This window comes from Massilimicrobiota sp. An105, from assembly GCF_002161155.1.
GTDB classification, from domain to species: Bacteria; Bacillota_I; Bacilli_A; order Erysipelotrichales; family Coprobacillaceae; genus Allocoprobacillus; species Allocoprobacillus merdigallinarum.
In genome coordinates, this window is sequence record NZ_NFLY01000025.1 from 16,187 (window position 1) to 37,370 (window position 21,184).

The 21,184-nt window shown below is 32.1% G+C and carries 22 protein-coding genes; 16 read left to right on the top strand and 6 right to left on the bottom strand.

Annotated elements, in window-relative coordinates:
• Positions 1-34 precede the first annotated feature (34 nt).
• The 10 genes from B5E48_RS08155 (at position 35) to B5E48_RS08200 (ending at position 10,169) form a co-directional block, all read left to right on the top strand.
• Positions 35-796, top strand: coding sequence for a DeoR/GlpR family DNA-binding transcription regulator (locus B5E48_RS08155; protein ID WP_087244611.1), 762 nt, complete (start codon positions 35-37; stop codon positions 794-796).
• Between the two features lie 9 nt (positions 797-805).
• Positions 806-3,154, top strand: coding sequence for a glycyl radical protein (locus B5E48_RS08160; RefSeq protein WP_087304710.1), 2,349 nt, complete (start codon positions 806-808; stop codon positions 3,152-3,154).
• The gene (locus B5E48_RS08165; RefSeq protein ID WP_206407330.1) at positions 3,117-4,058 is read left to right on the top strand and encodes a glycyl-radical enzyme activating protein; all 942 of its coding nucleotides are present in this window, start codon (positions 3,117-3,119) and stop codon (positions 4,056-4,058) included. The genes B5E48_RS08160 and B5E48_RS08165 overlap by 38 nt, the downstream gene beginning before the upstream one ends.
• 15 nt (positions 4,059-4,073) lie before the next feature.
• Positions 4,074-4,754 (top strand): fructose-6-phosphate aldolase, encoded by a 681-nt coding sequence (locus tag B5E48_RS08170; protein ID WP_087304711.1) that lies wholly within the window; start codon positions 4,074-4,076, stop codon positions 4,752-4,754.
• Between the two features lie 50 nt (positions 4,755-4,804).
• On the top strand, positions 4,805-5,464 hold the full coding sequence (locus B5E48_RS08175) for a DNA alkylation repair protein (RefSeq protein WP_087304712.1): 660 nt from the start codon (positions 4,805-4,807) through the stop codon (positions 5,462-5,464).
• Positions 5,465-5,524: 60 nt separating this feature from the next.
• Positions 5,525-5,743 carry a hypothetical protein gene (locus B5E48_RS08180; protein ID WP_087304713.1) on the top strand — a complete coding sequence of 73 codons (219 nt, stop codon included), beginning with the start codon at positions 5,525-5,527 and terminating at the stop codon, positions 5,741-5,743.
• Between the two features lie 39 nt (positions 5,744-5,782).
• Complete coding sequence (locus B5E48_RS08185) at positions 5,783-6,814, top strand: aldo/keto reductase (protein ID WP_087304714.1); 1,032 nt, start codon at positions 5,783-5,785, stop codon at positions 6,812-6,814.
• Positions 6,815-6,886: 72 nt separating this feature from the next.
• A complete protein-coding gene (locus B5E48_RS08190; RefSeq protein WP_087304715.1) occupies positions 6,887-7,729 on the top strand; it encodes a Cof-type HAD-IIB family hydrolase in 843 nt (280 codons plus the stop codon).
• Between the two features lie 135 nt (positions 7,730-7,864).
• On the top strand, positions 7,865-8,632 hold the full coding sequence (locus tag B5E48_RS08195) for a ParB/RepB/Spo0J family partition protein (RefSeq protein ID WP_087304716.1): 768 nt from the start codon (positions 7,865-7,867) through the stop codon (positions 8,630-8,632).
• 217 nt (positions 8,633-8,849) lie between these two features.
• Positions 8,850-10,169 (top strand): MATE family efflux transporter, encoded by a 1,320-nt coding sequence (locus B5E48_RS08200; RefSeq protein ID WP_087304717.1) that lies wholly within the window; start codon positions 8,850-8,852, stop codon positions 10,167-10,169.
• 84 nt (positions 10,170-10,253) lie between these two features.
• Here B5E48_RS08200 and B5E48_RS08205 read toward each other — a convergent pair whose 3' ends face one another.
• Positions 10,254-11,285, bottom strand: a complete 1,032-nt coding sequence (locus tag B5E48_RS08205) for a lactonase family protein (RefSeq protein ID WP_087297924.1) — start codon at positions 11,283-11,285, stop codon at positions 10,254-10,256.
• 163 nt (positions 11,286-11,448) lie between these two features.
• Here B5E48_RS08205 and B5E48_RS08210 point away from each other — a divergent pair, with 163 nt between their 5' ends.
• The 4 genes from B5E48_RS08210 to B5E48_RS08225 all read left to right on the top strand — a co-directional run bounded on the left by B5E48_RS08210 (position 11,449) and on the right by B5E48_RS08225 (position 14,468).
• Positions 11,449-11,940, top strand: a complete 492-nt coding sequence (locus tag B5E48_RS08210; RefSeq protein WP_087244899.1) for an Lrp/AsnC family transcriptional regulator — start codon at positions 11,449-11,451, stop codon at positions 11,938-11,940.
• A complete protein-coding gene (locus B5E48_RS08215; RefSeq protein WP_087304718.1) occupies positions 11,940-13,118 on the top strand; it encodes an aminotransferase class I/II-fold pyridoxal phosphate-dependent enzyme in 1,179 nt (392 codons plus the stop codon). Before B5E48_RS08210 ends, B5E48_RS08215 begins: the two co-directional genes overlap by 1 nt.
• A complete protein-coding gene (locus B5E48_RS08220) occupies positions 13,111-13,518 on the top strand; it encodes a PTS sugar transporter subunit IIB (RefSeq protein ID WP_087304719.1) in 408 nt (135 codons plus the stop codon). Before B5E48_RS08215 ends, B5E48_RS08220 begins: the two co-directional genes overlap by 8 nt.
• A 95-nt stretch (positions 13,519-13,613) precedes the next feature.
• Positions 13,614-14,468 carry an EamA family transporter gene (locus tag B5E48_RS08225; protein ID WP_087304720.1) on the top strand — a complete coding sequence of 285 codons (855 nt, stop codon included), beginning with the start codon at positions 13,614-13,616 and terminating at the stop codon, positions 14,466-14,468.
• A 19-nt stretch (positions 14,469-14,487) separates the two neighbouring features.
• On the opposite strand, the gene B5E48_RS08230 is transcribed toward B5E48_RS08225, so the two are convergent.
• From B5E48_RS08230 to tgt, 3 genes are read right to left on the bottom strand one after another with little or no spacing between them, the layout of a single operon-like run.
• On the bottom strand, positions 14,488-15,138 hold the full coding sequence (locus B5E48_RS08230; RefSeq protein WP_087244895.1) for an epoxyqueuosine reductase QueH: 651 nt from the start codon (positions 15,136-15,138) through the stop codon (positions 14,488-14,490).
• Positions 15,138-16,163, bottom strand: a complete 1,026-nt coding sequence (queA, locus tag B5E48_RS08235; protein WP_087304721.1) for a tRNA preQ1(34) S-adenosylmethionine ribosyltransferase-isomerase QueA — start codon at positions 16,161-16,163, stop codon at positions 15,138-15,140. The genes B5E48_RS08230 and queA overlap by 1 nt, the downstream gene beginning before the upstream one ends.
• Complete coding sequence (gene tgt, locus B5E48_RS08240) at positions 16,164-17,297, bottom strand: tRNA guanosine(34) transglycosylase Tgt (RefSeq protein WP_087304722.1); 1,134 nt, start codon at positions 17,295-17,297, stop codon at positions 16,164-16,166.
• A 124-nt stretch (positions 17,298-17,421) separates the two neighbouring features.
• Between tgt and B5E48_RS08245 the strand changes: the two genes are divergently transcribed.
• Together B5E48_RS08245 and B5E48_RS08250 are read left to right on the top strand one after the other, a co-directional pair.
• Positions 17,422-17,619 (top strand): DUF6199 family natural product biosynthesis protein, encoded by a 198-nt coding sequence (locus tag B5E48_RS08245; RefSeq protein ID WP_087244892.1) that lies wholly within the window; start codon positions 17,422-17,424, stop codon positions 17,617-17,619.
• 463 nt (positions 17,620-18,082) lie between these two features.
• Entirely contained in the window at positions 18,083-18,991 is a 909-nt protein-coding gene (locus B5E48_RS08250) for a phosphatase PAP2 family protein (protein WP_087304723.1), read from the top strand.
• 24 nt (positions 18,992-19,015) lie between these two features.
• On the opposite strand, the gene B5E48_RS08255 is transcribed toward B5E48_RS08250, so the two are convergent.
• Positions 19,016-19,957, bottom strand: a complete 942-nt coding sequence (locus B5E48_RS08255) for a TIGR03943 family putative permease subunit (RefSeq protein WP_087244891.1) — start codon at positions 19,955-19,957, stop codon at positions 19,016-19,018.
• Positions 19,957-21,030 (bottom strand): CobW family GTP-binding protein, encoded by a 1,074-nt coding sequence (locus B5E48_RS08260; protein ID WP_087304724.1) that lies wholly within the window; start codon positions 21,028-21,030, stop codon positions 19,957-19,959. Before B5E48_RS08260 ends, B5E48_RS08255 begins: the two co-directional genes overlap by 1 nt.
• Positions 21,031-21,184: the final 154 nt, after the last annotated feature.

A 21,184-nucleotide genomic window follows, 5' to 3' on the forward strand; every position in this document is an offset into this window, starting at 1 on the left:
ATTAAACAATAAATACTAATAAAGGAGGATGAGAATGTTTGCGAAGGAAAGACAGGATGATATTGTTGAACAGGTGAATCAATCAGGCAGTGTTAAAGTCAAAGATTTAAGTTTGAAATATCAGGTTACAGAAGATTGTATACGTAAAGATTTGGCTGTCTTAGAGAAAAAAGGATTATTAAAAAAGACATATGGTGGAGCAATGAGTATTCGTACGAATCCTCATTTGTATAGCAGTTTACAACGTAAAGATATGAATAATGAAGAACGTATAGTCATTGCTGATAAACTCATTTCATTATTAAAAAATCAGGATACTATTTTTCTGGATATCTCAAGAACGCATGTAGAGGTCGCTAAACTGTTAAATCAGTCGACATTAACGCTTAATGTCATCACCAATATGATAGAGATTTTAGATATTTTAAGACATAATAAAAACATATCTGTTATTTTTATTGGCGGTGAACTGAATAAGGAAAGAGATGGTTTCTGGGGAGGATTATCTGTGCAGATGATTCAAAACTTTAAGATTGATAAGGCGTTTCTAGGTGTTGTAGGTGTTGATATGAATCATGGAAAGATTTCTACTTATTATGTGGAAGATGGTTTGATGAAACAGGCTGTTATGAAACAAAGTCAAATGAATTATATTGTATGTGAAGAAAGAAAACGAAGAGAAGATGGTCAATTTATCTATGGAAACTTAGAAGATTTAGATGGCATGATTGTAGCGGGTTCTTTAAATAAAGATGATCAAAAATATATCAAAGAGTATGACATAGATATCATATAGGAGGAAGCTATGGAAAAATTAATGAGTCAAAGAATTCAAATCTTAAAAGATAAAATGTTATCAGCACCACGTTATGCATCTATTGAACAGGCACGTATTATTACACGTGTTTATCAGGAAAATGAACATTTATCTATTCCTAAAAAAAGAGCCTTATCTTTAAAAGCAGCTATGGAAGAATTGGAAATAGGCTTTGAAAAAGAAGAGTTAATTGTTGGTAATCGTACAAAGGGTGTAAGATATGGTGTTGTTTTTCCAGAAAGTGGATGTTCATGGGTCAACAACGAATTTGAAACATTACCAACTCGACCACAAGATCAGTTTCATGTAAAAGAAGAAGATATTCAAGAATTTAGGGAAAAGATTTATCCTTATTGGAAAGGAAAATCAATGGAAGATGTCATTAAACATCATGGCGGTCAGGAAATTCAAAGTATTGCTAAGGTTGTAAAAATCAATCAGAAAGATCATGCTCAAGGTCATATTTGTCCTGACAGCGCATTATGGTTAAAGATGGGACCATTAGGACTCATGAATCAGGCTCAAGAAAAATTAAAGACATGTGAGGAATCACAAAAAGAGTTTTATGAATGTGTTGTTCTGGTTATGCAGGGTGCCTGTACATTTATGAAAAGATACCATGATATGATTATGGAAAATATTGATGAAGTCGAAGAACCTTATCAACAATCTTTAAGAACAGTCGCAAACAATTGTTTAAATCTCACAAAACGTCCACCTGAAACATTCCATGAAGCTGTGCAATCCTTATGGTTTTTATTTGTCCTATTGCATATGGAATCTAATGCGTCTTCTTTTTCTCCAGGAAGAATGGATCAATACTTATATCCTTATTATCAAAAAGATATAGAATCAGGAAAGATATCTATGGAAGATGCTTTAGACATCTTAGAATGTTTATGGTTAAAATTTAATCAGATCGTTTATTTACGTAATCAAAATAGTGCCAAATATTTTGCAGGATTCCCCATTGGATTTAATATTGCGATTGGGGGCGAGGATGAAAATGGTAATGACACCTATAATGAGCTTTCTTTACTTTGTTTACAGTGCCAATATGATTTAGGACTACCACAACCGAATTTATCAGTACGTTTAAATCGCAATAGTTCTCATGAGCTGATGCAAAAAGCCATTGAGGTTGTATCCAAAGGAAGTGGTATGCCACAATTCTTTAATGATGAAGCCATTGTTCATGCGTTAATGGAACTAGGTATTGAAAAGAAAGATGCTTTAAATTATGCAATTGTAGGTTGTGTAGAATTAACAACACATGGCAACAATTTAGGTTGGTCTGATGCAGCTATGTTTAATTTGAATAAAGCTTTGGAATTGACATTGAATCATGGCAAGTGTTTATTGACACATGAACAGATTGGATTGGATCTAGGAGGATTGGATACTTATCAGACATTTGAAGATTTAGAAAAAGCCTTTCAGCAACAAATTGATTACTTTATAGACAAGATGATGCAATGTGAAGTCATCGTTGAAAAAGCTCATCAAGATTGTTTACCAACAGCTTTCTTATCATCAGTTATTGACGATTGTCTAGAAAATGGTTTAGATGTCACAAAAGGTGGAGCTAAATATAATCTATCTGGTATTCAAATGATTCAAATCGCAAATTTAGCAGATTCTTTGGCTGCCATGAAACAATTGGTTTATGATGATCAGGTTATTGATGCTAAGGAATTACTAGCAGCCTTACAATCAGATTTTAAAGGATATGAAATCATTCAGACAATGTTGTTAAATAAAGTGCCTAAATATGGAAATGATGTAGAATGGGTTGATCGTTTAGGAGCTAAATGGGCTGAGTATTTTAGATCAAGAATGAAAGATTATACGAATTATCGTGGTGGCCCATATCATACAGGTATGTATACAGTTTCAGCTCATGTTCCAATGGGAGAAAATGTTGGTGCTTCTCCTGATGGAAGAAATGCTTTAACGCCATTAGCTGATGGGGGTATGTCACCTGTTTATGGACGTGATTTGAAAGGTCCAACAGCAGTTTTAAAATCAGTATCACGTTTAAACAATACTTTGACAACGAATGGTGGCTTATTGAATATGAAGTTTTTACCAGAGTTTTTTGAAACAAAAAATGGAATGAACAAGTTTGAAAACTTTTTAAGAGCTTTTGTTGATTTAAAAGTTCCACATATTCAGTTCAATGTTGTCAGACGTGAAGATCTCGAAGATGCCCAGATTCGTCCTCAACTTCATAAATCATTAACGATACGCGTGGCGGGATATACAGCTTATTTTGTAGAGTTAGCGCATAAATTACAGGATGAAATCATTGAAAGGACAACATATGACAACATCTAAAGCATTAGTGTTTGATATTAAAAGATTTGCTGTACATGATGGGGATGGTATTAGAACAACCATTTTCTTTAAAGGCTGTCCCCTTCATTGTATATGGTGTCAAAATCCCGAGGGTATATCACCACGAAGACAACCTGTTTATTTTCAAAACAATTGTATACATTGTCGCTGTTGTGAAAAGTATGCAAAAGCAGGACAAATGATTTATCAAAATGATAGACCTTATTTTAATAAAGATTATCAAGGTGATTTTGATCAATTAATTCATGTCTGTCCATCGGCTGCAATTCGTTATGACAGTCAATATTATGATGTCGATATGCTGATGAAAGAAATTGAGTCTGATCGTGTTTTTTATCGTGATAGTGGTGGAGTGACTTTTTCTGGTGGAGAACCATTTATGCAGGGAGAGTTCTTAATTGATATTTTAAAACGTTGTCACCAACAACATATTCACACTGCTATTGAAACAACACTTTATACGTCATTAGATTTCATTCAAAAAGCATTACCATATCTTGATCAGATTTATATTGATTTAAAAATCAATGATGAAGATATGCATCAAAAGTATGTTGGAGGTTCATTATCAACAATCAAAAAACATATTCAATATGTCTTAGAAAGCGAACATAGACATAAAGTGATTATTAGGACACCATTGATTCCTCAAATCACTGCGACAGAACAAAACATTCAATCTATTAGTCAATTTTTATCGCATATTTATCCAGATGTCCAATATGAATTACTTAATTATAATCCCTTGGCATCTGCTAAATATGAGTGGGTTGATTTTGATTATGGGATTGATTCAAAATATAAGAAATTAACAGATGAAGAAATGGAAACATTTTATCAAATTGTTTATCAAAATGGTATCAAAAATTTAATCAAAGAATAACAGGAGGAGAAGATTATGGAATTTATTATTGATACAGTTGATTTAGAAGAAATTAAGGAAGCCGTTGCTTATATGCCTATCGTAGGTGTTACAAGCAATCCTTCTATTGTCAAGAAGACAAGCCCAGAGGATTTCTTTGCACATATGCGAGCAATCAGAGATATTATTGGAAAGGATAGAAGCCTTCATATCCAGGTGATTTCTAAGGATTGTCAAAGCATGGTCAAGGAAGCACATAGAATTCTTGAAGAAATAGATAGACAGGTCTATATCAAAGTACCCGTATCTTATGAAGGAATCAAAGCAATTAAGATGTTGAAGGAAGAAAACATTCATGTCACAGCGACAGCTGTCTATGATTTGATGCAGGCTTATATGGCACTGGCAGCAGGGGCAGACTATATTGCACCATATGTCAATAGAATTGGAAATCTAGGAGCAGATCCAATGGAGCTTATCAATGAATTATCAAATCGTATTGTCATGGATGGATATGATACAAAGATAGTCGCAGCATCATTCAAGGGAGTGCAACAGATTAGAGATGCCTTCAATTATGGAGCACAGGCGATTACAGCACCAGTAGAGATCTTGAAACAGATTTTCAAGAATCCAAGCATAGAAAAAGCAGTAGATGATTTCAATGCAGACTGGTATAGCATGTATGGTGAAGGTAAAGGAATATGTGATTTATAAGACGAGGAAACTCGTCTTTTATGTTATAATGAAACTAATGATGTGGAATGATGGATAAGTATTTATATATCAAACAGTTATTTGAAAATATGCAAGATCAAAATCAAGCTTTATCTATGGCCCAATATATGAAAAATCAGTTTGTTTTCTATGGAATACCAACCCCTCAAAGAAGAAAGCTTTATAAAGATTTTTTGAAGCAGGAAAAGAAACACAAACAAATTGATTGGGATTTTTTAGATTTATGTTATCAGGATTCTCATAGAGAATTTCAATATTTTGTCTGTGATTATTTAAAAATGTTTCAAAATCAATTGGTTTATGAAGATATTCAGCATATGAAAGTTTATATAAAAGATAAACAATGGTGGGATTCTATTGATAATTTTGATACGATTATTGGTCAAATTGGATTAACAGACCAACGTGTTGATGATTTAATGCTGGAATGGTCATTAGATGATGACTTTTGGCTAAGAAGATTAGCTATTGATCATCAGTTAGGACGAAAAGAAAAAACAAATACCATCTTGTTAGAAGAGATTCTTGTGAATAATTTGAATAATCATGAGTTTTTTATCAACAAAGCGATAGGCTGGATATTAAGAGATTATTCTAAAACAAATCCACAATGGGTTCGTGATTTTATTCAACAATACCATGAAAAAATGGCTAAACTTTCCATTAAAGAAGGCAGTAAGTATATATGATAGAATCTGATAAAGATTATTTTTTTTGAAGAAAATCAATAAAGAAAGGAGGTATTGAAAATGATAATGATAGGTGTTCTAGGCATTGTTTTATGTATGATTATTTTATATGTCATAGTAAGTCAAAATCGTTATTTTCAATGTCAACATTGTCATCGAACATGGAAACCTCACTTTTTTCAGATTATAGGTAATGTGAATCGTCAGGTTCAAGATTATCATGTTCAATGTCCTTATTGTTATCAGGTTCAAAATATCAAGCTTTCAAAAAGGAAATAAGTTGTGTTAAAATAAAAAGTGAGAAAAGAGGTTAGGCGTATGAAGGAAATCATTTTAGGAAGTACAGGTATTCAAGTTGTACAAAATGGGTTTGGAGCATTACCTGTTCAAAGAGTTTCTAAAGAAGAAGGGGTCACTATTATAAGAAAAGCCTATGATGGAGGAATGCGTTTTTTTGACACAGCAAGAGCTTATAGCGACAGTGAAGAAAAATTAGGAGAAGCATTACATATTTATCCGCGTAGTAGCTATTATATTGCAACAAAGACAATGGCAACAACACCTGAAGAATTCTGGAAGCAATTGGACACATCATTATCGTTATTGAAAACGGATTATGTGGATATTTATCAGTTTCATTGTGCTTCACAAGTTTATGCACCAAATGATGGAACAGGTATGTATGAATGTATGTTAGAAGCTAAAAAACAAGGGAAAATCAGACATATTGGAATCACTGCTCATCAGTTACAAGTTGCATTAGATGCTGTTGATTCTCATCTCTATGAAACGATTCAATTTCCTTTTAGTTATTTATCATCTCAAAAAGAAATAGAACTGGTTCAAAAGAGTCAAGAAGCCAATATGGGATTCATTGCGATGAAAGGGTTAGCTGGAGGATTAATTAATCAGTCACGTCCAGCAATGGCTTATATGAGTCAATTTGATAATGTTTTACCTATTTGGGGAATTCAAAAAGAAAGTGAATTAGATGAATGGTTATCCTATATGCAGGATACACCGGTTCTTGATGATGAAATGAAGGCATTTATAGAAAAAGAAAAAATAGAATTATCAGGTGATTTCTGTCGAGGATGTGGATATTGTATGCCATGTCCAGCAGGTATTATGATTCATCAATGTGCCCGTATGTCATTGATGTTAAGAAGAGCACCATCACAAAACTGGTTGACTGAAGATATGCAGGCAGAAATGAAAAAGATTGAAGGTTGTTTGCATTGTGGTCAATGTTCAAGTCGATGTCCTTATGAATTAGATACTCCAGCACTGCTTCAAAAGAATTATGAAGATTATCAGAAAGTCTTATCTGGTGAAGTGAAAGTTCAATAACAGCATGATTTCATGCTGTTATTTTTTTGAAACATGTTATAATAAAAATAATAGTGGAAAAGGAGAGACAATATGAGCAAGATTATATTTTTAGATGTTGATGGAACATTAATTGATTATGAGGCAAAATTACCAGCTTCAGCTGCTCAGGCAGTGAATCAGGCACGTGCAAATGGACATAAAGTTTATATTTGTACAGGTTGTTCAAAAGCTGAAATTGAACAGAGAAACCTTTGTGAATTAGATGGTATGATTGGTGGGAATGGAGCTTATGTAGAAGATCATGGGCATGTTGTGATGCATCAGGGATTATCAAAGGAAGATGTCAAACATATTGTAGACTGGTGTAATGAAAGACATTTAGGATTTTATTTAGAAGCCAATAGTGGTATGTATTGTAATGATTATATGTTGGAACAGGGACCAGAAACAATGGTGAAATATGCACAGGGTAAAGGTGCAGATTTAACGAAAGCTAAAGAATCTTCAAAGAAGTTTATGGATGGTTTTATTCATTTGCAGGGAGAAGATTTATATCGAGATGATGTGAATAAAATTAGTTTTATTTTAAGTCGTTATCAAGATCATTTAGATTCTCAAAAAGAATTTCCTCATTTGATTGCGAATACATGGGGTGGTAAGGGAGAAGTTGCCTTGTATGGTGATTTAGGTCCAACTGGTATTACAAAGAGACATGCTATTGAAGTTTTATTGGATTATTTAGGTGCTGACCAAAAAGATACGATTTCTTTTGGAGATGCTAAAATTGATTTATCTATGTTTGAATGTTGTGATTATAATGTGGCTATGGGAAATGGTGGCGAAGAAATTAAAGCTGCTGCTGATTATATTACAACAGATGTTAATGATGATGGGTTATATAATGCTTTTCGTTATTTAAAATTAATTGATTAGGGATTGATGTTAAAATTATCAACAGAGACTCTTTATAAAGAGGCCTGTTGATAATTGTTTTTTTGTGTTATTGATTTCTTTTGTTTTTTGAATAAAAATGCTATAATAAGGAACGGATTATAAGGAGAGGATTTTGTGAAAGAACCGAAATATAAATTTATAGATATACATAAAATTGAAGCTAATGGGCATCAGCCAAGAACACATTTTGAAAATGAAAAAATTCAGGAATTAGCTGTATCTATTCAACAAAATGGATTATTACAACCTATTGTGGTCAGACCTTATCATGGGAAGTATCAGATTGTTGTTGGGGAAAGACGTTATCGTGCATGTCTTTTGGCAGGTATAGAAGAAGTTCCATGTCTTGTTCAAAATTATGATGAACAACAGACTGCCACAGCTGCAATTGTTGAAAATATTCAACGAGAGAATTTATCAGCCATTGAAGAAGCATTAGCATATCAACAAATCTTAGATACACAAAATATAACACAGGAAGAATTAGCTCAAAAAGTTGGTAAAAAGCAATCAACTATTGCAAATAAGTTAAGGTTATTACAACTTCCGATGACTGTTCAAGAAGCAGTACGAAGAAAAGATATCACAGAAAGACACGCCAGAGCTTTATTGAAGTTAGATACAACAGCAAAACAAAATAATATGTTAAGAGAAATTATGGATAAGGGTTTAAATGTTGAACAGACAGAAGAAAAAATCAAAAAGAAAATTGAACCCAAAAAGCCAAAACCTAAAACAAAAAGTATTTCACAAAATTTAAAAATTGCTATGAATACATTAGATCAGGCTGCCATGATGGTACAGCAGGCAGGAGTGGAAACAACAGTAGATATTTCTGAAACAGATGAAGAAGTTGTTTATGTGATTAAGATGAAAAAATAATGAGATGTATTGATATATATTATGTCTTGTGATAGAATGCATAGCAGATATATGATTGTTTGCCGCCGGGTAAATTTTAAGCATTGGTTTCGTATCGATAGGCCATTGAAGATACGACAATCAGTGCTTTTCTTTTGTAAAGATAGAAAAGGTGACAAAAGTCAATAAAATGTTTAATATATCTATTCAATTGATAAAATGAAAGGATAAAGAAAACATGAAGAAATTAGAGAGTTTACAGGAATTTTTTAGGTATACATCTTTAAATGTGTTAGGTATGATTGGTTTATCGTGCTATATTTTAGCAGACACATTTTTTGTTTCTAAAGGACTTGGTACAGATGGATTGACAGCTTTAAATTTGGCTATTCCTATTTATAGTTTTATTCATGGAAGTGGCTTGATGATTGGTATGGGTGGTGGAACAAAATATTCCATATTAAAAAGCCAGGAACATCATCAAGATGCAAACAAGACATTCACTCATGCTGTTTTATTAGCTATATGTTTTGCGATTATTTTTGTTTTGATAGGTTTCTTATTTTCTGGAACAATTATTTCATTATTTGTTGAGCAGGGGAATGTTTTTGATATGTCAAAAACATATTTACAAGTGATATTATTGTTTGCGCCAGCTTTTTTAATGAATAATGTTTTTCTTTGTTTTGTACGTAATGATGGGGCACCACAGCTTTCCATGGCTGCAATGCTAGGAGGAAGTTTTTCTAATATTGTTTTAGATTATATCTTTATTTTTCCTTGTCAAATGGGCATTTTTGGAGCTGTCTTTGCGACAGGATTAGCTCCTATTATCAGCATGTGCATTTTATCACCACATTTTTTCAGAAAGAAAAATCAATTTCATTTTATAAAGAGCTCAATTTCATTAAAGACAATCACAGGTATTTTCTCAAGTGGTGTACCCTCTTTGGTTACAGAAGTTTCTTCTGGAATTGTCATGATTGTTTTTAATACCATTATTTTAAATCTTGAAGGGAATGTGGGTGTTGCTGCATATGGTGTTATTGCTAATTTATCATTAGTTGTTATGGCTATATATACTGGGATTGCTCAAGGTATACAGCCATTAATGAGTCGAGATTATGGCTTGAATCATTTAGATAACATTTATAAAGTATTGAAATATGCATTATTAACTATGTTAATAATTTCAGCTGTTATTTATACAACTATTTTCTTTGGTGCATCTTCCATCACACAAATATTTAATAGTGAGAATAATACAATGTTGCAGACAATTGCAGCACAAGGGTTGAAGTTATATTTCATTGCTTGTCCATTTGCTGGATTTAATATTATTTTATCAATGTATTTTACTTCTGTTGAACATCCTTTGCCTGCACATATTATTTCTTTATTAAGGGGATTTATCATTATCATTCCAATGGCTTTTCTCCTCTCCGCTATAGCAAAGATGAATGGTGTCTGGAGTGCATTTCCAGTGACTGAACTCATTGTGGCTGTTGTTGGACTGGGATGCTTTGAATGGTTAAAACATCATCATTATAGTGAATAAATAAAACACTATGTTTGAATAAACCTGATTGCTTGGTTAACAAACATAGTGTTTTTTATAATGAATCAAAGTGATATGCAGAGTCTATTCAAAAGCTACACAAACAGGTTCAGGTATTTCAATTGAAGAGTCACTTAAAACAAGTTCTTCTGTATCTTCATTGAATGTCATCACCTGTAACAGATTGCTGCCTTGACAAGCAATAATTAAATAACGATCATCAACAATTTGGAAATCTCGAGGATCTTTTTTTGTATGAACCATATAGAGTAAAGAAATTTTACCACTTTCTTTATTGACGCGGTACATAGCTATACTGTCATGCCCTCTATTTGATACAAAAAGATGATTTCCACTATGACTTAAGCGAATAGCAGCAGCACTTGAAAAACCTTTAAAATGTCTTGGTATACAGTGAATAGCCTGTATTAATTGGAAATGGCCCTGATAATATTTAAAGACCATAATATTATTAGCAATCTCATTGACAAGATAGGCAAAACGACCATCATGAGAAAAAATCATATGACGTGGACCAGAACCAGGAACAATATTTAAAGTATAATGAGGATCTTCTAATAAAACACCCTGAGAGTAACGATACATAACGACTTTATCAGCACCTAAATCAACAGAATAAACAAATTCCTGATCAGGAGTGATGCCAACATAATGTGCATGTGGACCTGTTTGACGTTTTAAAAGATCGGGACCTAAACCGACATGATGAACTGCACAAATTTTTTGAGTAATAATACTATTTTCTAATTGATAAGAAGCAGTTGCGCCAACATGATAATTCGCCGCAAAAAGATAGCGATTATTTTGATCAACGCATAAATGTGTATAAGAACGACCACTGGAATGATAATTATTATTTAAAATCAGTTCATCTTTATAGATTGAAAAACTTCCTAAACCCCCTCCATAACTATGAGAATTGGCATTTTTATAAGCGACATATAAAGTGTGATCATTACATATCATATAAGAAGGGTAGTCTTGAGTTTCGATTTGTTGAATACGTTTCATTTCTAATGTTTTTTCATCAAATTTCATGATATAAATACCTTTATCATGATGTTTTCCATAACTTGATACATAAAAGATTTTCATGTTAAAGCTCCTTTCGCTATATAAAATATTTTATCATAATATTTTATGAAATGAATAAAAAAAGGTATAAAAACATAGAAATAATAAAAAGAAAATTATAAAATTCTTTCATAATACACAAAAGTGTAATACAATAGATACTATATTGAAGGAGGAAGCGAATATGGAAGAGAAGTTAATGTTAAGTTTATTACAAAAAAATGCGAGGATGAAGATTACTGATTTAGCGGCCGCCTTAGATGAATCTAAAGATAATGTCATTCAAAAATTAACGGAATTAGAACAGAAGAAAGTGATCTGTGGTTATCATACAATTGTCAACTGGGATTTAACAAATACAGAAATTGTAACAGCATTGATTCAAGTCAATGCAAGTCCAGAAAGAGAATATGGCTATGATCGTATTGCGAGTCATATTTATAAATTTGATGAAGTTGATACAATGTATTTATTGAGTGGAAGTTTTGAATTTGTATGTATTGTTAAAGGAAAGACAATGCAGGAAGTTGCTCATTTTGTGGCTAGTAAACTGGCATGTGTAGATGGAGTGACAGGAACATCAACTTATTTTGTATTAAAACAATATAAAAATAATGGTGTTGTTTTAATTGAAGATGAAGATGGAAAAAATGATAGATTGGTGGTGACTCCATAATGGATTATAATGATATTTTAAGTGATAGAGTCAAAACAATTAAACCAAGTGGAATTAGAAAATTCTTTGATTTAGCTTCACAAATGGAAGATGTCATATCTTTAGGAGTTGGGGAACCGGATTTTACAACACCTTGGGCTATTCGAGAAGCTGCTATTTATTCCATTGAAAAAGGAAGAACATTTTATACAGCCAATCAGGGATTACAGGAATTAAGAGAAGAAATCTGTCGATATTATCGTGATCGTTTTCATGTGGATTATAATGCCAAAGAGAACTGTATTGTGACTGTTGGGGGATCAGAGGGTATTGATATTGCGATTCGTGCTATATTAAATCCTGGAGAAGAAATGATTGTTTTGGATCCTGGATATGTAGCTTATACACCTGGTGTTGAGCTTGCAGGAGGAGTTCCTGTCACAATTAATTTACGTCAGGAAGATGAGTTTAAATTAACACCAGAGCTTTTAAAAGCTGCGATTACACCCAAAACAAAAGCATTATTGATTAATTATCCATCAAATCCAACCGGTGGATTTATGACAAAGAGTGATTATGAAAAGATTGTTCCTATTATTAAGGAATCAGGTCTTATCGTGATTTCTGATGAAATTTATGCAGAATTGAGTTATGAAGAAGAATTTTGTTCAATTGCTTCATTTGATGAAATCAAAGATCAGGTGATTGTTGTGAGTGGTTTTTCTAAAGCCTTTGCGATGACAGGATGGCGTTTGGGTTATGTTCTCGCTCATTCTGTATTTACAAAAGCTATGAATAAAATTCATCAATATATCATCATGTCTGCTCCTTCAGCTGCCCAATATGGAGCTATTGAAGGATTAAGACATTGTTATGATGAAGTCTTGAAAATGCGAGATTCTTATAAGGCTAGACGAAACTTTTTAGTGAAAACATTTAATGATATGGGACTGGAAACATTTAAACCTCAAGGCGCTTTCTATGTTTTTCCATGTATTCGTTCAACTGGACTCACATCTGATGAATTCTGTGAAAAACTGTTAGAAGATCAAAAAGTGGCTTGTGTTCCAGGAACTGCTTTTGGACCAGCAGGAGAAGGATTTATCCGTGTTTCTTATGCTTACAGTCTTGAAGAATTAAAGATTGCAACTCAAAAAATAAAAATCTTTGTAGAGAAATGTAAGGCAGCACATGATTAGAGTCTTATTATGCTGTGGTGGTGGCTTTTCATCAAGTTATGTCGCTGAAAGAATGAAAAAGGAGATTATTGCCAAGAACTTATCGAATCAACTTGAAATGGAGTTTTCTCCTTTTTCTCTTGTTTTAGAAAAGATAGATAACTTTGATATTATTATTTGTTGTCCACACCTTAATATTTATGTGAAACAGTTACTTGAAAAGACTGATGTTCAAGTCCCTATTTATATTTTACCACCAAGAATGTATGGAAATATGGAGATTGAAGAAATCTATCAGGATGTTATAGATTTACTGGAGATTTATCAGCAGACACATATGAATCCTATTCATTTTCCTGGTGAGGAAAATGTATTAAAAATAACAAGACAAAAAGCCTATAAACATGTTTATCAAAAGTAAGAACGTTGATTCTTGCTTTTTTTATAATGAAAATCGTTATAAAATAGAGTTATGAGAATAAAAAAAGAAGAAATACCAGAAAAGAGGTCAAAGAGATGTGGATTTTATATGCATTTGGTTCAGCATTTTTTGCAGGTATAACAGCTGTTTTAGCAAAATGTGGTATACATGATACAAATTCACATGTAGCGACAGCTCTCAGAACAATTGTTGTTTTGATTTTTTCATTGATTATGGTTTTTATTGTAGGTTCTTTTCATGAAATAGCGAACTTATCTTATCAGACAATACTTTTTTTGGTGTTATCAGGTCTTTCGACAGGCGCATCCTGGTTATGTTATTTTAGAGCTTTACAATTAGGAAATATTAATAAAGTGGCTGCAATAGATAAGACAAGTGTTGTTTTAACAATGATTTTAAGTTTTATCTTATTTCATGAAACAGTCAATATTTATAAAATTATCGGGATGATCTTGATGATGACGGGAACTTTTTTGATGTTGGAGAAAAAGGAAACAAATCAAAAAGAAGACAATCATTGGTTGATCTATGCTGTGTTATCAGTTGTCTTTGCCAGTTTAACAACCATTTTAGGAAAGGTAGGAATCAGTCATATTGAAAGCAATCTAGGAACTGCCATCCGTACAAGTGTTGTCTTGGTGATGGCATGGGTTGTTGTATTTGCGACAAATGCGCAAAATAGCGTTAAAGAAGTTCCCAAGCATGAATTGGTTTATATTTTTTTATCAGGTATAGCGACTGGAGCTTCATGGTTATGTTTTTATAGGGCATTGCAGATTGGACCAGCCAGTCTTGTCACGCCGATTGATAAATTGAGTATCTTAGTCACAGTGCTTTTCTCTTATATTGTCTTTCATGAGAAACTGAATTTAAAATCTTTTATTGGATTAATGATGATTGTGGCAGGAACGCTCATTATGTTACTTTAATCACAAAAAACAGGATGCATTAGGCATCCTGCTTTTGTTCAACTTTATGTTCTTCTCTTTTTAACATTTCTTCATAACTGAACATACAGCCACAATAATTTTGGCGATACATTCCATATTCTTTAGTCATTTGTGTTGATTTTAAATAACCATTATTTTTCTTAAAATCAGCATATAAGAATTTTGGTGATTCACTTTGCCATTGATCTCCAATCTCATTAATCCATTGACTATTTTTATGTGGTGATACACTTAAAACAGTTGTCCAATAATCATAATGATTGATTTTTGCATAATCAAATGTTTTACGCATTCTCAAGCTATAACAAAGACGACATCTTATACTTCCTTCTGGATAATCTTTTAAAGGATAAAGATGAGAAATCCATTCACTATTATTATAAGGATCTTCAATGACTTGAATGTTTTGATTGAAATCATGATTAAATCTTTCAATAAAAGATAATAATTCATGGAAACGTCTTTGATATTCATCAGATGGATAAATGTTGGAATTGGAATAATAGATTGTGATTTCAAAATGTTCGCATAGTTCTTTAATCACATTGCTAGAACATGGTCCACAACAGACATGAAGTAATAATGTTGGTTTCTGATTGCCAATTTTTTGAAGTTCTTCCTGTAATTTGAGATCATAATTGATTTTCATTATTGAATAAACATACAATCACCAAATGAGAAGAAACGATATTTTTCTTCCACAGCATGATGATAAGCTTTCATAATATAATCTTTATCAGCAAATGCACTCACAAGCATCACTAATGTTGATTTAGGAAGATGGAAATTGGTAATCAAAGCATCAATAGCTTCAAACTGATAACCTGGATAAATAAAGATATCAGTACTTTCCTGTGTAGCTTGAAATTTTCCATATTTTTTAAAGTTGGCTTCAAGTGTTCTTGTTGAAGTTGTTCCAACACTGATAATGCGTTGTCCATTGGCTTTGGCTTGATTAAGCTTTTGGGCAGTATCTTCATCAATCATATAAAATTCACTATGCATATGATGTTCTAATACATCATCAACCTTCACTGGTCTAAAAGTGCCTAGCCCTACATGTAAAGTGACATCTAGGATTTCAACACCTTTGTCTTGAGCTTTCTTTAAAATATCTTCAGTAAAATGTAAACCAGCGGTAGGTGCAGCGGCACTACCTTCGACTTTGGCATAAACAGTCTGATAACGATGAGGATCATCAAGTTTTTCCTTGATATAAGGAGGAAGTGGCATTGTGCCAAGATGATCTAAGACTTCATAGAAAATGCCTTCATACATCATTTGAAAATGACGAATACCTTCTTCTCCAATATGTACACATTTGGCTTTTAAAGAACCATCTCCAAAAGTAATGACAGTATCCATTTTCACAATACGTGCATTTCCCACAAGACATTCCCATACATCTTCACCTAAATCTTTAAGAAGCAAGACTTCAACATGACCACCAGTTTCTTCTTTTATTCCATAAAGTCTGGCAGGAATGACTTTTGTATTGTTTCTGACTAAAATATCCCCAGCATGTAGATAGTCTAAAATATCATAAAAATGCTTGTCTTCAATCGTTTTTGTTTTTCTATCTAAGACCATTAAACGTGAAGTATCTCTTTTTTGTAGAGGAGTTTGCGCAATCAATTCCTCTGGTAAATCATAATCAAATTCACTAATTTTCATTTAAAACGCCCTTTCATAAACATCTCTACCATAACTATTTAAAAATTCTTCTTTAAAATCTAATAAACGATCTTCCTGAATGGCTTTTCTTATATCTTCACTTAATTGAAGTAAGAAAGCAACATTATGAATAGATAATAAACTTTTTCCAAATAATTCATCACATTTATGTAAATGTCTTAAATAAGCACGTGTATAGTTTTGACATGTATAACAATGACATTTGTCATCAATAGGCGTAAAATCATATTTATATTTTTCATTATTAATATTCATACGTCCATGATGTGTCATTAACGCTCCATGTCTTGCGACTCTTGTTGGTAAAACACAGTCAAACATATCAATACCACGAATAGCACCTTCAATTAAATCAATAGGATTCCCAACACCCATTAAGTAACGTGGCTTATCCTGAGGGAGCCATTTCACTGCATCATCAATCATTTTATACATGACATCTTTAGGTTCACCAACACTTGTTCCTCCTATAGAATAGCCAGGGAAATCCATTTTCACTAATTCTTTAGCTGACAGTTCTCTTAAATCTTCAAATTCTCCACCTTGTACAATCCCAAATAAAGCCTGATCTTTTCTTTTATGAGCATCTTTACCACGTTTTGCCCAACGCAGAGTTCTTTCCACACTTTTTTTCATATATTCATGTGTTGAAGGATATGGAGCACATTCATCAAAGCTCATGATAATATCAGCACCTAAATCATTTTGAATTTGAATAGATTTTTCAGGAGATAAAAATAATTTCTTTCCATCAACAATACTTTTAAAAGTCACGCCTTCTTCTTCAATCTTTCTTGTCTTTCCTAAAGAGAAGACTTGAAAACCACCACTATCAGTTAAAATAGGACCATCATAATTCATAAATTGATGTAATCCGCCAGCCATTTTAACAACATCTTCACCAGGTCTTAACCATAAATGATAAGTGTTTGCTAAAATGACTTGAGAATGCATTTCTTTTAATTGCTCTGGAGAAATACCTTTCACTGTAGCAAGTGTTCCTACTGGCATAAACATAGGTGTTTCAACATCGCCATGTGGTGTATGTAAAATCCCATATCTTGCACCAGATTGTTTACAAACATGTTTTAATTCATACCAAAAACCTTCCATTTTTTCACCTCTTTTTTAGCATACTCATTATACATGAAAGGATGTATAAGTTCAAATTTTATTGATTGAAATTCTATGAAAAAGAAAAGAGTATGTTAAAATAAAGATAAGGGATGTGACTGTTATGGAGTATGTTTGGATAGTGGTATTGTTGTTATTGGGGATTGCTATGGTAGGAAGACCTGATCTGTTATGGAAAATAGAACATTTCTGGGATGTGAAGAATGGAGAACCTTCAGAGCTGTATATCGCTTTGATGCGTGTTATGGGAACGTTTTGTATTATTGGTTCTATTATATTTTTAATTGCTCTTTTTATTTAAAATCATTTGATCATCTATATGTCAATATAATATGACTAAATCTAGATTTAGTATAAATGGTTCATGAGATATATGTATTGAATTTATGATAGTTTTACAAAAGAAAAGGATAGTATCAGAAGTTTAGAAAACTGAAAATATGAAGCTTTATGAACTCAATAATATAGTCAATATTGATTTGGAAAGTAGCCATAAATAGGTGGCTTTTTGTTTATGATCAGCTTTGTTGGTATTTTGGATTACCATTACACATAAAAGGGTGTATAAGTTTAAATTTTATCAATATTCATCCATAAACATATCAATAAAAAGTAATATTTTCATATTGTTTGTTATCATATACATAAAATGATTCATATTATGTTTATCAATTTCAGATATAGTTTATAAAGTGTAAGTTTAAATGTTAAAAAAGATAGAGTTGTATTTTTTATAATATTATCAAATAAAGGGTTGAGAAAATATGGATATACAAATATATAAGAAGAAGTATTGCATAGTTATAGGTGTTATTTTACTTGTTTTAATGGGGATAGGTTCTATTTGGGATTATCAGATTTCACAGTTTTTTTATAATTCGTCTAATATTTTTGGTGTTTTTTTGGCTGGCTATGGTCAAATACCTGCCTTGTTATGTATGGCTGCAATTGGAACATTATTATTACGTATGATAGATAAGGATAAGAAAATAAAGACGATGCTATATTGTTGTTTGTCACTACTTTTTAATCTTATTGCTGTTATAGGGATCACAATAGGAGCTTTATTATATATTTCTAGAATGACAACATTATTAAGCTTAGTGATAGCTATTGGCATTGTAGGAATTGTTGATGTATTGATTTATCGACTTAGTAGCCATGCATCTCAGGATACAATAAAAAAGATAGTGATTTTTATTTTATTAATAGTTTTAATTGAAGTTTTTGTTGTTAATATTGTGAAAATGACATGGGAACGCCCCCGTATGCGAATGGTTAGTAGTCGTCATGATGTCAGTTTTCAGCCTTGGTGGGTTATAGGAAATGCAATGAAAGAGCAACTTTTAACTTTGGGTGTTGCAAGTGAAGAATTTAAATCCTTTCCATCTGGACATACAGCGAATGCGGCTTGTGCGATGTTGTTATGTGTATTGCCTTTGTTGAATAGTCACTTAGAAGGAAAAGAAAATTTATTATTTTTTATAGGGGTTTGCTTTACTTTTTTGGTTGCATTATCAAGAATCATTATGGGAGCTCATTTTTTAACAGATGTTGTGACTGGAATGGCAATAAGTCTTGTGATACAAATGATTATGGCTCGAGTCATATTCAAAAATTATAGCAAGGATAAGGTTGATTGTAATGGTGACATAGGAATAAGATATAAATAAAAAAGAGGATTTTCAATTCATCCTCTAATCAAAAGTAACATATTCATTTTTTAATGGTGGAATGACTTTTAAGTCATCCACTTTTAATAAACAGAAATTTCCGTTGATATCTGGATCATACTGAACATCAATTGTTCCAGTGACTTCAACCCATTCATTAGGAATCAGTTGTTTAGCAGCAGGATGTTCACAGACCATACCAATTAAAGAGGTATCTTCTTCACAACAAACCATAGCTAAACGTCCTAATACAAAGCCATCTTCTAATTGTTTATCACGACCGATGAATTTTCCTCTGAGAGTGACTTTCTTATGATCATATTTATCGGGGTGATCTAGGGCATCCATGCAGAAAAGACCAAAATCATGATCTAAAACATTGATATAATCCTGTTGAATATCAAATGGTAATTCATCATCTTCTAGAGTGTTGACAGTCCCATCTTCTTTTTCATAAATAATCTGACATGTAGAATTAATGGCTTTAATATTATTTCTTAAGAATGATTTTTTAATAGAATTATCAATTCTATTAAAAATCAACAAATCACTATGAACAACATGTTGATATAATAAAGAACGCATGTTTTGAATATACAAAGCAAAAGTCTTGGCATTGATAGTTGTTAAAACTTGGACAACGTCCCATCCTTCAGGTTTTTCACATTCAATAAGATGATCAACATTAAACATTCCATTCACTTCCATGAGGACTTGAGTTGGATGATATTTGTTTTTAAGTTCGGTTAAAAATTCAAGATTGAATTCATCTTCTTTATGAATATAAACCAAATCACAATTGAATGATTCAATATCTTCCTGATTATATTCTTTTTCACCTTGTTCACTGATAATTAATAAAGTTTTTTCATTATTACAGAAATCTGTTGTTGTAATGGTATCAATAATAAATGAAGATTTTCCGCTATCTAAAAACCCTGTAAATAAATAGATTCTTGTATTCATTATTCTACTCCAAATAATACATAAATTTTGTCTTCTAATAAATCTTTACCAATGACACAGATACGACCAGTGTAATCAGCACTACCAAAACGAATTTCATATTCTCCAGGTACTAAATCAAAGTGTAACCATTTCTTATCTGGTGTAGGTAAAATACCTTTCGCACGCAAGATATCTCCATATTCATGAGATGAAGATAAAGTCTGAAGAATTTGATCTAACTGTTCCTGTGTATAAGTATGAATTGTTTCTTTTCCTAAACTTGTAAAGACTTCATCAGCATGATGATGGTGGTGATGATGACCACATCCACATTCATGGTCATGATGATGTCCATGATGACATTCTTCGTTTTCGTGATGATGATGGTGACAACATTCATGATGTTCATCATGATGATGACAATGTTCACCGTGTTCGTGATGATGACCACATTCTGGACAAATATCTGCTTCTTTCATTAAGATGTCCTGTAAAGAATTTTCATTTTCCATTGTCTGTAAAATTGTTTCACCACTTAATTCATCCCAAGGTGTTGTGATAATAGAAGCTGTTGTATTCATAGATTTAATGATATCAATAGCTTCCTGAATCTTATCTTGTGGTACATCTTGGGTACGACTTAAAATAATAGTAGAAGCATATTCAATCTGATTATTAAAGAATTCTCCAAAGTTTAGTGAATATGTTTTGCATTTTTTCACATCAATAACACTACAGAAACTATTCAATTGAAGTTCATCACTATGAACATCCCTAACAGCTTTAATGACATCAGAAAGTTTACCAACTCCAGATGGTTCAATGATAATACGATCAGGATGATATTGAGCTACGACTTGTTTTAAAGCTTCACTAAAATCACCAACTAATGAACAGCAAATGCATCCAGAGTTCATTTCTGTAATTTCAATTCCAGCTTCTTTTAAGAAGCTTCCATCTATACCAATTTCACCAAATTCATTTTCAATTAAAACAACTTTTTCATTTCCTAAACAATCCTGAATAAGTTTTTTGATTAATGTTGTTTTTCCAGCTCCTAAAAAACCAGAAATAATATCTACTTTACTCATTTATTCGACCTTCTTTCTTTTTTGTATTATAGCACTCGTATTTTTAACAAGCAAATGAAATAACATACAATTCTCTTGATAAAAAGATTGAATAAGACTATAATTGTTAGCGTACTAATAATTAGTATGCTAATGAAAGGAGGAAAATCATGAA